An 11,635-nucleotide genomic window follows, 5' to 3' on the forward strand; every position below is an offset into this window, starting at 1 on the left:
CTTGCTCTCCGGAGGCTTCGTTCCCGCAGGGTAGTGCGGCCCTGCCTCAGCGGTAGTCGGGTCGGTCGAGCGCGTCCAGCGCGGCCGTGATCAACCTGCGGGCAGCCGTGCCGTAGACGGCGCATTCCGCCAGCTCGGAGAACGTCATCGCGTAGGAGGCGACCTCGCTCGGAGCCGTAACGGTCAGGTAGCCCGACACCAGTTCGACGTTGACCTGCGCGGCGTCGTAGATCCAGAAGCCCTCCACCGGCCAGCGCTCACGGTCCGGAGCGGCCGGGACGATACCGACGCTCACGTTGGGCAGTGAGCCCGCGGCAATGAGTGCCGCCAGTTGCTCGATCATGACCTGTGGTCCGCCCACGCCCGCCCGAAGAACGGATTCCTCTACCAAGAAGGCGAAGCGGCGATCACCCTCGTGCAGAACCCGCTGGCGGGTCATGCGTGCGTCCACGGCCTCGGCGACATCGTCCACGAGGCCGCGCCGTCGTTGTACGGCTCCAAGAACCGCCGTGGTGTAGGAGCGCGTTTGGAGCAGCCCGGGGACGAGCCAGGAAGAGTACGAGCGGAAGCGATGCGTGCGCTCGTACAGAGGCAGGCGGTTCATCTGCGCCTGGCGGAGACCTGAGCGCTCCATCCGCCGCCATTCGATCCACATGCCTTCCGCGGCCCGCAGCGAGGCGATCAGGTCCCCTGCTGTGTCCTGCGCTCCGCACGCACCGCACCAAGCCGTGACGTCATCAGCCGTCGGCGCGGTGCGGGCGTTCTCGATGCGTGAGGATTTCGACGGGTGCCATCCGCATAGGCGGGCGAGCTCACGGCCGGTCAGGCCCGCCTCGCGCCGCAGCTCGGCCAGGCGGTTCGCGAGGGCCAGCCGGGCTTGTTGAGCGTGGGAGTAGGGGGAGAGGGGCATGCGTCCATACTCAGGCCGGCCGGTACTCCTTGTGTGGTATCCCTCGTTGCCATGCGGCGTCGTAGGCACGTGCATACCGCTCCGCCGCCTGCGCGTCGTCGCAGACCTCCATACCGGGGCCCGCCCACTGCCCCTCGCCGCTGAAGTGGTGCAGGATCAGCAGTCGGTCGTCCATGACCCAGCCGTCCAAGGCCGGGAGCAGAAGGTCGCGTGCGGCGGATCGGGGCAGCCAGCGCACGTCCTCGCCTGCCGCGACGTTGGTGAAGGTGCCGTCGTACTCGTACCGCGTGTAGTCGCTGAGAGGTTCTGACACGACGCGCAGCCGACGTATGACGATGCCGCGTGCGGTCGCCTCGGCCACCACGTCGAGCCACGGGCGCCACCAGGATGCCCGGTCGTCGCGGTCGTCGCGGTAGCCCTTTTTCCAACGGAGGAAGTTGGGGTCGTCTCGCATGTAACTGTCCCGCATTTCCAGGTGCTTGGCCGTATGGTGCGCCTTGGCCAGTGCCTCGCGTACTGCCGTTGCCACTACTGGTCCTCGCTGACCTTGTTCGCCGTAGGAGTCCCGTCGGTACCCGGGGAGGGCGGCGTGTGGGCTGGTGCGTTCTCGGTGCGGGGGATGAACTGCAGCATGTTGGCCGGTAGCCGGATCACCGTTTCGTGGTCCGGTACGTCGGTGGAGTGCCCGGGAACCGATCCGACCTCCTGAGCCGCTCGGAGGGTTTCCTGATCTGCCTTCCAGGATTGGATGATCAGGTCGCCTGTCGTCTCCTCCAGCCAGATGGTGGGAGAGCCGTCGTCGGGAGTATTGGGCCAGATGCCCAGAAACCGTAAAGCCATGTCGTGCTCCTTCGAGGGATGTTCGGCTCGATGTGACTGAGCGTCGCCTCTTTGCTCACGCCAGGTCAAGGGCGTCGCCAGCGGTTCAGCACCGACCCGTGAAGTCGGGTGCAATCCTGTGCAACCCGGTGGTCGCCGCGCCCAGCGGCCGCCTAGCTTCAACTCTGGCCGGCCCTGCAAGCCGGTGCGATGCGCCCTGTTTCATCGGACCAGCGGGAGAGCCGTGCCGGTCGTCGAGTACGAAGCGAAGTACCTGGACATCGACCCCGCCGCCATGGCGGGCCGAATTGCTGCCGCTGGTGGTGAGCACAGCGGCGGTCGGCTGATGCGCCGGTATGTCTACGACACTGTGCCCCCGCTGGAGGGACGGTGGGTGAGGCTTCGTGACGACGGGGAGGAGGCGACCCTGTGCGTCAAGGAGATCACCTCCGACGCGATCGACGGGACCAGCGAGACAGAGACCACGGTCGGGAATTTCGAGACAGCACACGCCTTGCTGGGACGCATGGGCATGCGGCATCGCTCGTACCAGGAGAACCACCGGGACTCCTGGGTGCTGGAAGGCGTTCGGTTGGAGATCGACTCCTGGCCGCTCATTCCTCCGTACTTGGAGATCGAGGGCGATACAGCAGAGGACGTCCGAGTCGCTGCTGCACGGCTCTCCATCGATATGTCGGAGTTGACGAGCGAGAACACGACCAAGGTCTTCGCCCGATACGGGATCGATCTGGATGGCATTTCTGACCTGCGGTTCCCCTAGGAGCGATAGGGGTGCGGACAGAAGGTGACCGGCCCTGGGCCGGTCCGTCGTGGAGGTGGACAGATGAAGCAGCACGACCTGCCCGTCCCGGTGACCGTGGTGGCTGACAGCACCCTGAGAATCAAGGTCATCGACGCGTGCGGGCTCGCCTGCACTTTCTGCCACAACGAGGGCACGCCTGTCGCCTCGGACAATCGGTCGCGGTCGGCTCCGGAGTTCACGGGCACGCCTGGTCGAACCGGGCGTGTGTCTCTCTACCTCTCGACGAACGGAGCTGGGTTCCTGCCCGAGGCAATCAAGGCCGACCCGGACTTCGCCCTCGCTCTGGCCGCCATGCGGGGAAGCATGGCCATGGACGAGGTCCATCTGACCGGCGGCGAGCCCACCCTGCACCCTGATCTCCCTGGGCTGGTCAGGATCGCCCGTCGCCTGGGTCTGCGGGTGGGCGTCACGTCCAACGGGGAGAACGGTGCGGACGTGCTGCCCGCGTGCGCGGCGGAAGGCCTCGACCGGATCAACCTCAGCGTGTTCGGTACCACCCCTCAAGAATTGGCCGCTGTCCAGGCCGAGCGGTTGAACTCCGTCGGTCTCGCTCAGCGGAAGCTCGATGCCCTGCGCTCCACCGTCGAGGCCGCTGTGCGCTGCGGCGTGAAGGTATCCGCCAACATCGTGATCCCGGACAGTGCCCACGTGGACCGGGTGCTGCGCATTGTGGAGGACTTCGGAAGGGACGTGATCGTGCGGATGCTGGTGTCGCTGGAGGACGGCGGTCGGTCCCTCGCCGCCATGCAGGAGGTGGTGAACACCTTGGGGGCTGTTCCTGAACGGCGCATCATCACGGCGGGGACTTCCGATCAGCGCACTCGCTATCGGCTTCCCGGAGGACGCGAACTGTATGCGAAGAGCATCCGGCCGGTACGTCTTCCCGAGACCTGCGCCGACTGCCGCTTCAACAATGACCGTGACTGCCAGGAGGGGTATTACGGAGTGCGTCTCTACCGGGCCGCGGCCGGCCCGTTCATGGTGGGCGTATGCATTCGGCGCATGGACCTCTGCGTTTCGCTCGGAAGCTTCGTCATGAGTCAGCTCTGCCGTGAGGTCACCACCTTCCGTGAACAGGAGATGGCGCGCCTCACCGCGCTCTCCACCACTCCCGGTTCGGTGCTGTAGGAGCGCATGGCGCTGTCAGTGGTGGGTGAGAGGGTCCGTGCGACAGGACCGAATCCGTCCGGGGAGCAGACGGTGAACGAGCTGCTGGCGATCGTCAGGGCCGACGAGTGTGCGCCTCTCGTCATCCGGACCGACTACACCGATGACGCCGCGTGGCGGGAGGTCGTCGCCGAGCTGGACCGTGTCGTCGGGGACGAGGGGCGGTCGGAGCCGCCGGCGCACCTGGTCGACGACCGGCGGTGGGCCGGGGCATGTGAGGCAACTGGCCTACGGCGCCCCGTGCCTGCCAGATATCCGAGGGTTGTTCAGGCACGTGAGGGCGCCTCGTGTCGGTGTGAGGCGCCGCAAGCCCCTGCTGCAGAAGCGGACCGGGTTGCCCGCTGACTGTTCAATCTGGTCCGTAGCCCCAGCTCGTGGGTCGGAACAGTGATCGCCGGGCGCCCGGCCAAACGGCGTTGGGGTTTTCGGCCGTACTCGGACCCCGCGCCGCTGGGGCACACTGGCTGATCGTGACCTCGTCAAGCAGCCCTCCCGTACGGTTGCCTCTTCTGGCCGCCATCGGCGTGAACGTCGGATGGCATCTGGCTCTGTTCGCCGCTGCGTTCGCACTCCCTTCGATCGGTTTCGCGGGGCCGGTCCTTGTCAATACGGCTGCCTGCGTCGTCCCGTTGGCGGTGGTGGCGCTGTTTCGATGGTGGCGGTCCCCGTGGTTGGCGACTCTGTGGCCGCGCCGCCCATGGCTACTGGTACCGGCGTACCTCGTGGTCTGCCTGGAGCTGACACGGGGCGTCGTCGGCCCGGCGAGTGCCCTGGCGGCGAGTGCGCTGCTGATGCTGTCGGTCGGGATCAGCGAGGAGCTGTATGCACGCGGCGTCATGCAGGAACTTCTGCGTGCACTGTCACCGTGGCGGCTCACCATCTGGGTCGGCCTGCTGTTCGGCCTGGGACACGTCCTCTCCGGACTTGTCTTCGGCCGGTCGCCGGAGTACATGGCGTTCCAGGTCCTACACGCGTCCGTCTTCGGATTCGTGCTGGCGGCGCTTCGCCTCCACACCGTCTCGATCTGGCCGCTGGCGCTTCTGCATGCTGTGAGCAACTGGATCAATTCCAACAGCCCGGGCGAGCTTCCGGTCTGGTGGGAGGCCCTCCGCCTTCTCGCGCTCACCGGCTACGGCGTGGCACTGGTCCGGATATGCGCGCAGGAGGGTCGCTACGGGGAGAGCGGTCAGCCGGAGGCCAAGCAGAAGAGGTGACCGGCAGGGTCCAGGCGCACCCGCCACCGCTCGCCGCCGGGTTGGGGGTCGGGCTCGACCGCACCGAGCCGCAGTGCGAGTTGCTCCGCCGCGTCGAGGTCCTCGTCGCCGAGGTCCAGGTGGACCGCTGCGGCACCTCCTGACCGGGCCGCCGCGGGGCCCGGTACGGGCGCGAGCATCCGGCCGTGGTTCGACCGAAACGTTTCCGACTACCTGCCTTACCTGCCTGAACAGCCGATCACGCCTCTGACTTGCACAGAGTGCCGCTCGGCACTGGACAACCCACGAGGTCGCCGCCGATCCGAACGTGGTCGTACGAGGTCAGTGAGGTGCGGCCCGGCCCGGGGGCTGCCGTAGTTCGGCGGCTACCTCAGGTCCAGCATCCTGGTGGGCTGTCCGGTGGTGCGGGCGATGGTCTCGAAGTCGCGGTCGTGGTGGAGCAGCGTCAGGCCCGACTGCTCCGCAGTCGCAGCCAGCAATAGATCCACGGGGCCGGCGCTTCGGTGCTCTCCCTTGGTGGTGAGTTGTTCCTGTACGGTGCGGGCGCGCCGGAACACGCCGTCCGGCGTCGGGCACCAGGTGAACATGGCCAGACGCTCCCTGACCTTCTCGCGGTCCTCGGCGGAGCGGGCGGAGTAGAGCAGCTCCAGTTCGGTCAGGTCGCATAGGGCGACGAGGCCCGCACCGATACGACGGTCCCACTCCTCGGTGCTCTGGCGCAGGAGGATGCGGGCGAGTGCCGAAGTGTCGATGAGGTAGTCGGCGACACTCACGCTGCGGAGCCTCCTCGATAACGGTGCTTGTCAAGGAGAACGTCCATGTCCAGGCCGCCCTCCTGAGCGATGTCCTGCAGCTCGTGCAGGGCGCGCAGACGGCGGTTGCGCTCGACGATCTCGCGCAGCGCGGTGTTGATCGTCTCGCGCTTCGTCGTGGTTCCCAGCTCTATTGCGGCGGCCGCAAGCGCTTCGTCGTCGAGGTCGATGACTGTTCGGCTCATGCTTCACTCCTCGATATATACATTCGCATGTACCAATGTACCTGATCGAATGTATACAGAGGATTTCGGGCGGCTGTAGTTACGCGCGCCCCCGACCCCGTCCAGCCGCGCCCGCACCTCCGGCGTGAGCACGATGTCCCCGGCCGCCGTGTTCGTACATGTGGGCCGTGTCGATCAGGGTGATGCCCAGCTCCACCGCGCGGCGGGCCACGGTGATGGCCGCCTTCCGGTCCTCGGGCCGTTCGGTGGGCAGGTACATCGCACCGAACCCCAGCCGTCCCACGGTCAGGTCTCCGCCGATGCGGAACGTCGTCGATCGCATACCCTCTGAACTTCCCCTCGTTCGAATGCTCTTGATAATCCAGGGGGTGTCCAGGGGAGGCGTCAGGGCGTTTCCGGGCCCTGGAGGATCTGGAGGTAGTTGCCCACCGGGTCCACGACCGTGGAGAAGAACCAGCCGCCGCCGACCTCCTCGACCGGGCGCACCCACGTCACCCCGAGGGAGCCGAGGTGCCGCTCGGCCGCCCGGATGTCGCGCACGGTGACGTTGATCAGGTGCCGGCCCGGTTCGGCGGCCTTGTCCGCCACGTCGTCCCGCCGGTCGAATCCGATGATCGCGCCGGGGCCGACGAGCAGCATGTGTTCCGCCCAGCGTGCGCCGAGCGGCTCCAGCGCGGCCCGATACCAGGCGATCAGAGCGTCGGGGTCCGTGCTGCCGATGACGACTCCGAGGCCGGTGACGGTGTCGGTGTTTCCGGTGTTGTCGCTGGTGGGGGCTGCCATGGTGGTTCCTCGCTCGATCGGTGCTCGTGCGCCCGGGTGGGCCTGGGGTCGGGACGACCCGGTCGCTCGATGCGCCCCACCACTCATGACCGTCCGCGCCCGCGAAACTCATCGGTGCCCACGGCCGGGCCCGCCCCGCCGCAGCCCCGCCCCGCCGCAGCCTCGGCCCCCTCAGTGCGGCCAGATCGGCGGATCGGTGACGAAGTGGCCGCCGAGGCGGGCGTGCGCCGGGTCGGTCGGGTCCGGCTCGCCCTGTTCGGCGATGAGCTTCGCCGCGTACGGTTCCGAGTCGTCCTGCGGCGCGTAGCCCAGGGCGCGCGCCGAGGTCAGGTCCCACCACAGGCGGGTGTTGGCGGAGGAGCCGTACACGACGGTGTGTCCGACGTCCTCGGCGGTGAGGGCGGCGTGGAAGAGGCGGGCTCCGTCGCCGGGGCTCATCCACAGGGACAGCATGCGCACCGAGGTGGGCTCCGGGAAGCAGCTCCCGATCCGCACCGAGACGGTCTCGACGCCGTGCTTGTCCCAGTAGAGCTGGGCCAGGTCCTCGCCGAAGCACTTCGACAGGCCGTAGAAGGTGTCGGGGCGGTGCGGGGCGTCGACCGGGATCGGCGGGTCCCCGGGGAGCGGGCGGGGGGTGTGGCCAATGGCGTGGTTGGAGGAGGCGGAGACGATGCGCCGGACGCCCTCCTCGCGGGCGGCCTCGTAGAGGTGGTAGGTGCCCTCGATGTTGGCGCGGAGGATCTTGTCGAAGGTGGACTCCAGCGAGATGCCCGCCAGGTGGATGACCACGTCCACCCCGCGCACGGCCTCGCGCAGCGCCTCCCGGTCGTTCAGGTCGGCGGTGATCGCCTCGGGCGCGCCGTCCACCGGGACCAGGTCGAACAGCCGCAGGTCGTAGCCGTACGCGGGCAGCAGCTCCCGCATCACCGTGCCGAGGCCGCCTGCGGCACCGGTGAGCAGGACGGTGCGGGGAGCGGTCATCGGAGATCTCCTCGGGGCGATGCGATGCGATGCAGGGTGGAGTGGTGCGGAGTGGAGTGGTGCTGTGCTGTGCGGCGTGGTGCTGTGCGGCGTGGCGAGGCACGTCGCGTGGCGTGGCACCGGGCGTGCGGTCGGGCGTCGTGACGCCCTCGGTCTTCAAGGCCGTGGACCGCATTCGCATACGTGGACAAGCTAAGAAGTCCGTGAGGTTACGTCAAGTGCCCGGCGGACCCGGAAAGTTGTTCTGTCCGAAGCGTTGACGAAGCCTTCCGGGCGGCTCTAGCTTCATCGGGTCGTACTTCGTACGTCATATATGAGACGCGATATGCGAGATGTGAGAGCCCGTCACCCATGACCTTTGCGCCCGCCCCGAACCCGTCCCGGACCCAGTACGTGCTGGAGGCCATCAAGCACGCCATCCTCACCGCGCGGCTCCAACCGGGGCAGGCGCTGGTGGAGACGGAACTGGCCGCGCAGTTCGGGGTGTCCAAGACGCCCGTGCGCGAGGCGCTGAAGACGCTCGCGGGCACGGGGCTCGTGGTGATGAACCAGTACAAGGGCGTCACCGTGCGGCTCGTCGACGCGACGATGGCCCGGGAGGTGTACGACGTACGCCTGCTCCTGGAGCCGGAGGCGCTACGCCGGTCCATCCGCCGGGGCGCCTCGCTGGAGGCGGCCCAGGACGCGCTGGAACGGGCCGACTCGGCGCTCGACAAGGCCGACAGGTCGCTGGCCAACCGGGACTTCCACCGGGCCCTGTACCTGCCCTGCGGCAACCCGCTGCTCTCCCGGATGCTCGACGAGGTCCGCGACCAGGCGGCCCTCGTCTCGACGGTGGCCTGGTCGGCCGTCCCGTCCTGGGACCGGGAGGCGGCCGAGCACCGCGAGATCCTGCGGCTCGCCCTCGCCGAGGACGCGGAGGCCGCCGCGGGGGCTCTCCACCACCACATCGCCTCCTTCGTGCGCCGCGCCTTCCCCGACGACGAGGACGGGGGTGGGGCGGCGTGAACCGTCCGCCGGCCGCGCACCACCAGCACCCAGACGAAAGGCCGGTCCGCATGGACATCCGCACGGACATCCGCATGGACATCCTCCCGCTGAAGGCGGCCCTCGCGGACGTGGTGGCGATCCCCGTCACCCCGTTCGCCGAGGACGGGAGCATCGACGCTGTGACGTACCGCGCCCTGGTGCGCCGGCTGTTCGACGGCGGCGTCCGCGTCGTCACCCCGAACGGCAACACCGGGGAGTTCTACGCGCTCACCCCCGGCGAGCGGCGCACCGTCACGGAGCTGACCGCGCAGGAGGCCCGCGGCCGTGCCACGGTCCTGGTGGGGGTCGGCCACGACGTGCCCACCGCCGTGGCCGACGCCGAGCACGCCAGGGACGCCGGGGCCGGCATGGTGATGGTTCACCAGCCGGTGCACCCCTATGTCGCCCAGGAGGGCTGGGTCGACTACCACCGGGCGATCGCCGAGGCCGTCCCGGAGCTCGGAGTCGTCCCGTACATCCGTAACCCGCTGCTCGCCGGCGACCGGCTCGCCGCACTCGCCGACAGCTGCCCCAACGTCATCGGCGTGAAGTACGCGGTGCCCGACGCGGCGCGCTTCGGGGCCTTCGCCCGCGACGCCGGGCTGGAGCGGTTCGTCTGGGTCGCGGGCCTCGCCGAGCTGTACGCCCCCTCCTACTTCGCCACCGGCGCCACCGGGTTCACCTCGGGCCTCGTCAACGTCGCCCCCGGCGTCTCCCTCGCCATGCTGGAGGCCCTGCGGGCCGGCGACTACGGCGCGGCGATGAAGGTGTGGGAGCGGATCCGCCCCTTCGAGGAGTTCCGCGCCGAGGCGCAGTCCGCCAACAACGTCACGGTCGTCAAGGAGGCCCTGTCCGTGCTCGGACTCTGCCGCCGCGAGGTACGCGCGCCGAGCCGGGTCCTTCCGGAGGCCCGGCGGGCCGAGGTCGCCGCGCAGATAGCCGGGTGGTCCCTGTGACCGACGACCCGAGAGCGGTGCCCGTCGCCCCCGGGGAACTGCGCAGTCACCAGTGGTACGGCACCGAGGGCCTGCGTTCCTTCAGCCACCGGGCCCGCACCCGCCAGCTCGGCTACCTCCCCGAGGAACACCTCGGCAAGCCGGTCATCGCGGTCCTCAACACCTGGTCCGACATCAACCCCTGCCACGCCCACCTGCGCGAGAGGGCGCAGGCCGTGAAGCGGGGCGTCTGGCAGGCGGGCGGATTCCCGCTCGAATTCCCGGTCTCCACCCTCTCGGAGACCTTCCAGAAGCCGACCCCCATGCTCTACCGCAACCTGCTGGCGATGGAGACGGAGGAGCTGCTCCGCTCGTACCCCGTCGACGGCGCCGTACTGCTGGGCGGCTGCGACAAGTCGACGCCCGCGCTGCTGATGGGCGCGGCGTCCGTGGACCTGCCGACCGTCTTCGTGCCGGCCGGGCCGATGCTGCCGGGCCACTGGCGCAACGAGGTCCTCGGCTCCGGCACGGACATGTGGAAGTACTGGGACGACCGGCGGGCCGGGCTGATCGGCGACTGCGAGATGGGCGAGCTGGAGAACGGCCTCGCCCGTTCGGCCGGCCACTGCATGACGATGGGGACCGCCTCCACGCTGACGGCCGCCGCCGAGGTGCTGGGCGTGACCATGCCCGGGGCCTCCTCCATCCCGGCCGTCGACTCCGGGCACGACCGGATGGCCGCCGCGTCCGGCCTGCGGATCGTCGAACTCGTCCGGCAGCGCACGAAGTTGTCGCACATCCTCACCGCCGACGCCTACCAGGACGCCGTCGCCACCGTCCTGGCGCTCGGCGGCTCCACCAACGCCGTCATCCACCTGACCGCCATGGCGGGCCGCTCCGGCGTCAAGCTCACGCTGGACGACTTCGACCGCATCGCCCGCACCGTGCCGGTCCTCGCCGACCTCCGGCCCGGCGGGCGGTATCTGATGGAGGACTTCCACTTCGCCGGCGGGCTGCCCGGATTCCTGACCCGGCTCACCGACGTCCTGCACCTGGACCGGCCCACGGTCGCGCACGCCACCCTGCGCGAACAGCTCGACGGGGCGGCCGTCCACAACAGCGCCGTCATCCGCGAGCGCACCGATCCGCTGGCCGAGGAGGGCGGGGTGGCGGTCCTGCGCGGCAACCTCTGCCCCGACGGCGCGGTCATCAAGCACGTGGCCGCCGAGCCGCACCTGCTGCGCCACACCGGGCCCGCCGTCGTCTTCGACGACTACCGGGAGCTCCAGCGCACCATCAACGACCCGGCCCTGGCGCTCACCCCGGACCACGTCCTGGTGCTGCGCAACGCCGGGCCCAAGGGCGGGCCCGGCATGCCCGAGTACGGCATGCTGCCGATCCCGGACTACCTGCTGAAGCGGGGCGTACGGGACATGGTGCGGCTCTCCGACGCCCGGATGAGCGGCACCAGTTACGGGGCGTGCGTCCTGCACATCGCACCCGAGTCGTTCGTCGGCGGGCCCCTCGCCCTGGTCCGCACCGGGGACCTCATCACCCTGGACGTCGAGGCCCGCCTGCTCCACCTCGGCGTCGACGACGACGAGCTGGCACGCCGCCGTGCCGCGTGGAGCCCGCCGCCCGAGCGTTACGGGCGCGGCTACGGGGCGCTGTACCAGGATCAGATCACCCAGGCCGACACCGGATGCGACTTCGGGTTCCTGGCCCGGCAAGGAGAAGTGCCCGACCCGTACGTGGGGTGAGCCGGCCGGCCGGGGGCTCCGCGCGACGGGGCGGCCGGCCGGCCCAGCCATCAGGAGCAAGCGCTTGCTGTCGTGTGTGGCAGTCAGGCTCGCACCTCCGTACGGCAGCGGGTCCGCACCGCGTACGGCAGCGGGTCCGCACCGCGTACGGCAGCGGTCCGCACCCGCGTACGCACAGCAGGCCCGCACCTGTGTACGACAGCAGGCCCGTACGCAC

The 11,635-nt window shown here is 69.4% G+C and carries 15 protein-coding genes and 1 pseudogene; 7 read left to right on the forward strand and 9 right to left on the reverse strand.

Translation table 11 applies throughout. The features are described from left to right. Nucleotides 1-46: 46 nt before the first annotated feature. From ACGF2Y_RS22320 to ACGF2Y_RS22330, 3 genes are read right to left on the reverse strand one after another with little or no spacing between them, the layout of a single operon-like run. Nucleotides 47-910 carry a helix-turn-helix domain-containing protein gene (locus tag ACGF2Y_RS22320; RefSeq protein ID WP_392950149.1) on the reverse strand — a complete coding sequence of 288 codons (864 nt, stop codon included), beginning with the start codon at nucleotides 908-910 and terminating at the stop codon, nucleotides 47-49. A 10-nt stretch (nucleotides 911-920) separates the two neighbouring features. Then, nucleotides 921-1,439, reverse strand: a complete 519-nt coding sequence (locus ACGF2Y_RS22325; protein WP_392950152.1) for a DUF6879 family protein — start codon at nucleotides 1,437-1,439, stop codon at nucleotides 921-923. Next, a complete protein-coding gene (locus ACGF2Y_RS22330) occupies nucleotides 1,439-1,750 on the reverse strand; it encodes a hypothetical protein (RefSeq protein WP_392950154.1) in 312 nt (103 codons plus the stop codon). Before ACGF2Y_RS22330 ends, ACGF2Y_RS22325 begins: the two co-directional genes overlap by 1 nt. Before the next feature lie 223 nt (nucleotides 1,751-1,973). Here ACGF2Y_RS22330 and ACGF2Y_RS22335 point away from each other — a divergent pair, with 223 nt between their 5' ends. The 4 genes from ACGF2Y_RS22335 to ACGF2Y_RS22350 all read left to right on the forward strand — a co-directional run bounded on the left by ACGF2Y_RS22335 (nucleotide 1,974) and on the right by ACGF2Y_RS22350 (nucleotide 4,933). After that, the gene (locus tag ACGF2Y_RS22335; protein ID WP_392950156.1) at nucleotides 1,974-2,510 is read left to right on the forward strand and encodes a CYTH domain-containing protein; all 537 of its coding nucleotides are present in this window, start codon (nucleotides 1,974-1,976) and stop codon (nucleotides 2,508-2,510) included. A 63-nt stretch (nucleotides 2,511-2,573) separates the two neighbouring features. Beyond that, nucleotides 2,574-3,680 (forward strand): radical SAM protein, encoded by a 1,107-nt coding sequence (locus tag ACGF2Y_RS22340; RefSeq protein WP_392950159.1) that lies wholly within the window; start codon nucleotides 2,574-2,576, stop codon nucleotides 3,678-3,680. Between the two features lie 6 nt (nucleotides 3,681-3,686). Beyond that, nucleotides 3,687-4,064, forward strand: a complete 378-nt coding sequence (locus ACGF2Y_RS22345) for a DUF6924 domain-containing protein (RefSeq protein WP_392950161.1) — start codon at nucleotides 3,687-3,689, stop codon at nucleotides 4,062-4,064. A gap of 125 nt (nucleotides 4,065-4,189) precedes the next feature. Then, nucleotides 4,190-4,933: a CPBP family intramembrane glutamic endopeptidase gene (locus ACGF2Y_RS22350; protein WP_392950164.1), complete on the forward strand. Its 744-nt coding sequence runs from the start codon at nucleotides 4,190-4,192 to the stop codon at nucleotides 4,931-4,933. On the opposite strand, the gene ACGF2Y_RS22355 is transcribed toward ACGF2Y_RS22350, so the two are convergent. The 6 genes and pseudogenes from ACGF2Y_RS22355 to ACGF2Y_RS22380 all read right to left on the reverse strand — a co-directional run bounded on the left by ACGF2Y_RS22355 (nucleotide 4,906) and on the right by ACGF2Y_RS22380 (nucleotide 7,694). Then, a complete protein-coding gene (locus tag ACGF2Y_RS22355; protein WP_392950167.1) occupies nucleotides 4,906-5,112 on the reverse strand; it encodes a VOC family protein in 207 nt (68 codons plus the stop codon). The genes ACGF2Y_RS22350 and ACGF2Y_RS22355 overlap by 28 nt on opposite strands. Before the next feature lie 186 nt (nucleotides 5,113-5,298). Further along, nucleotides 5,299-5,706, reverse strand: coding sequence for a PIN domain nuclease (locus ACGF2Y_RS22360; protein ID WP_392950169.1), 408 nt, complete (start codon nucleotides 5,704-5,706; stop codon nucleotides 5,299-5,301). After that, nucleotides 5,703-5,930 carry a type II toxin-antitoxin system VapB family antitoxin gene (locus tag ACGF2Y_RS22365; protein WP_392950172.1) on the reverse strand — a complete coding sequence of 76 codons (228 nt, stop codon included), beginning with the start codon at nucleotides 5,928-5,930 and terminating at the stop codon, nucleotides 5,703-5,705. The genes ACGF2Y_RS22360 and ACGF2Y_RS22365 overlap by 4 nt, the downstream gene beginning before the upstream one ends. 145 nt (nucleotides 5,931-6,075) lie before the next feature. Next, nucleotides 6,076-6,252, reverse strand: a pseudogene (locus ACGF2Y_RS22370) (aldo/keto reductase); the annotation flags it as partial. Between the two features lie 62 nt (nucleotides 6,253-6,314). Beyond that, the gene (locus tag ACGF2Y_RS22375; RefSeq protein WP_392950175.1) at nucleotides 6,315-6,713 is read right to left on the reverse strand and encodes a VOC family protein; all 399 of its coding nucleotides are present in this window, start codon (nucleotides 6,711-6,713) and stop codon (nucleotides 6,315-6,317) included. Between the two features lie 171 nt (nucleotides 6,714-6,884). Next, the gene (locus ACGF2Y_RS22380) at nucleotides 6,885-7,694 is read right to left on the reverse strand and encodes an NAD-dependent epimerase/dehydratase family protein (RefSeq protein ID WP_392950178.1); all 810 of its coding nucleotides are present in this window, start codon (nucleotides 7,692-7,694) and stop codon (nucleotides 6,885-6,887) included. A 351-nt stretch (nucleotides 7,695-8,045) separates the two neighbouring features. On the opposite strand from ACGF2Y_RS22380, the gene ACGF2Y_RS22385 reads away from it, so the two are divergent. The 3 genes from ACGF2Y_RS22385 to araD all read left to right on the forward strand — a co-directional run bounded on the left by ACGF2Y_RS22385 (nucleotide 8,046) and on the right by araD (nucleotide 11,418). After that, nucleotides 8,046-8,702, forward strand: coding sequence for a GntR family transcriptional regulator (locus ACGF2Y_RS22385; protein WP_392950180.1), 657 nt, complete (start codon nucleotides 8,046-8,048; stop codon nucleotides 8,700-8,702). 74 nt (nucleotides 8,703-8,776) lie between these two features. Then, nucleotides 8,777-9,679 (forward strand): dihydrodipicolinate synthase family protein, encoded by a 903-nt coding sequence (locus ACGF2Y_RS22390; protein WP_392950402.1) that lies wholly within the window; start codon nucleotides 8,777-8,779, stop codon nucleotides 9,677-9,679. Next, nucleotides 9,676-11,418, forward strand: a complete 1,743-nt coding sequence (gene araD / locus ACGF2Y_RS22395; protein ID WP_392950183.1) for an L-arabinonate dehydratase — start codon at nucleotides 9,676-9,678, stop codon at nucleotides 11,416-11,418. The genes ACGF2Y_RS22390 and araD overlap by 4 nt, the downstream gene beginning before the upstream one ends. The last annotated feature ends 217 nt before the right edge of the window (nucleotides 11,419-11,635 follow it).

The sequence above is a fragment of the Streptomyces sp. NPDC048142 genome, assembly GCF_043202835.1.
Classification (GTDB): Bacteria; Actinomycetota; Actinomycetes; order Streptomycetales; family Streptomycetaceae; genus Streptomyces.

What these genes read in the sequence shown, in the direction of transcription:
- ACGF2Y_RS22320 (WP_392950149.1), bottom strand. Translation starts at nt 910, where the DNA reads ATGCCCCTCTCCCCCTACTCCCACGCTCAACAAGCCCGGCTGGCCCTC.
- ACGF2Y_RS22330 (WP_392950154.1), bottom strand. Translation starts at nt 1,750, where the DNA reads ATGGCTTTACGGTTTCTGGGCATCTGGCCCAATACTCCCGACGACGGC.
- ACGF2Y_RS22340 (WP_392950159.1), top strand. Translation starts at nt 2,574, where the DNA reads ATGAAGCAGCACGACCTGCCCGTCCCGGTGACCGTGGTGGCTGACAGC.
- ACGF2Y_RS22345 (WP_392950161.1), top strand. Translation starts at nt 3,687, where the DNA reads ATGGCGCTGTCAGTGGTGGGTGAGAGGGTCCGTGCGACAGGACCGAAT.
- ACGF2Y_RS22355 (WP_392950167.1), bottom strand. Translation starts at nt 5,112, where the DNA reads ATGCTCGCGCCCGTACCGGGCCCCGCGGCGGCCCGGTCAGGAGGTGCC.
- ACGF2Y_RS22365 (WP_392950172.1), bottom strand. Translation starts at nt 5,930, where the DNA reads ATGAGCCGAACAGTCATCGACCTCGACGACGAAGCGCTTGCGGCCGCC.
- ACGF2Y_RS22375 (WP_392950175.1), bottom strand. Translation starts at nt 6,713, where the DNA reads ATGGCAGCCCCCACCAGCGACAACACCGGAAACACCGACACCGTCACC.
- ACGF2Y_RS22380 (WP_392950178.1), bottom strand. Translation starts at nt 7,694, where the DNA reads ATGACCGCTCCCCGCACCGTCCTGCTCACCGGTGCCGCAGGCGGCCTC.
- ACGF2Y_RS22385 (WP_392950180.1), top strand. Translation starts at nt 8,046, where the DNA reads ATGACCTTTGCGCCCGCCCCGAACCCGTCCCGGACCCAGTACGTGCTG.
- ACGF2Y_RS22390 (WP_392950402.1), top strand. Translation starts at nt 8,777, where the DNA reads ATGGACATCCTCCCGCTGAAGGCGGCCCTCGCGGACGTGGTGGCGATC.